Source organism: Pseudoalteromonas sp. AOP7-A1-14 (assembly GCF_052376275.1).
GTDB lineage: Bacteria > Pseudomonadota > Gammaproteobacteria > Enterobacterales > Alteromonadaceae > Pseudoalteromonas.
This window is the reverse complement of sequence record NZ_JBQSVO010000308.1, coordinates 1-330: the sequence shown is the minus strand read 5'-3', so window position 1 is coordinate 330 and position 330 is coordinate 1. Positions and strand designations below refer to the sequence as shown.

Below are 330 nucleotides of genomic sequence, written 5' to 3'. Positions count from 1 at the left end.
GTTACGTACGTACATGTAAGGCACAAGGTATTACACCTCAACGTATTATACTCACGTTTACTCCGTGCGGCGGCGAAAAAACCTTAGAATTTATGCAATGGTTGGGTATTTCAGTGCCAGAGGCAACTAAGTGGCGCATGCTTGATGCAGATAATACATTAAGCGAGTCCGTACGTATTTGCCGCGAAAACCTCGACTTAATACTTAAAAGCTGTGCACATTTAGATGTACCACTGGGCTTAAATATTGAAAGCTTAACAAACCGTAAAGAAGAAATTGACGCGTCAATTAATTTATACCGTTTATTAAAGGCAATAATGGAATTAAATC

The 330-nt window shown here is 39.1% G+C and carries 1 pseudogene; it reads left to right on the top strand.

The window, feature by feature from the left end:
• Positions 1 to 330: pseudogene (locus ACT3RM_RS18250) on the top strand (hypothetical protein); the annotation flags it as partial.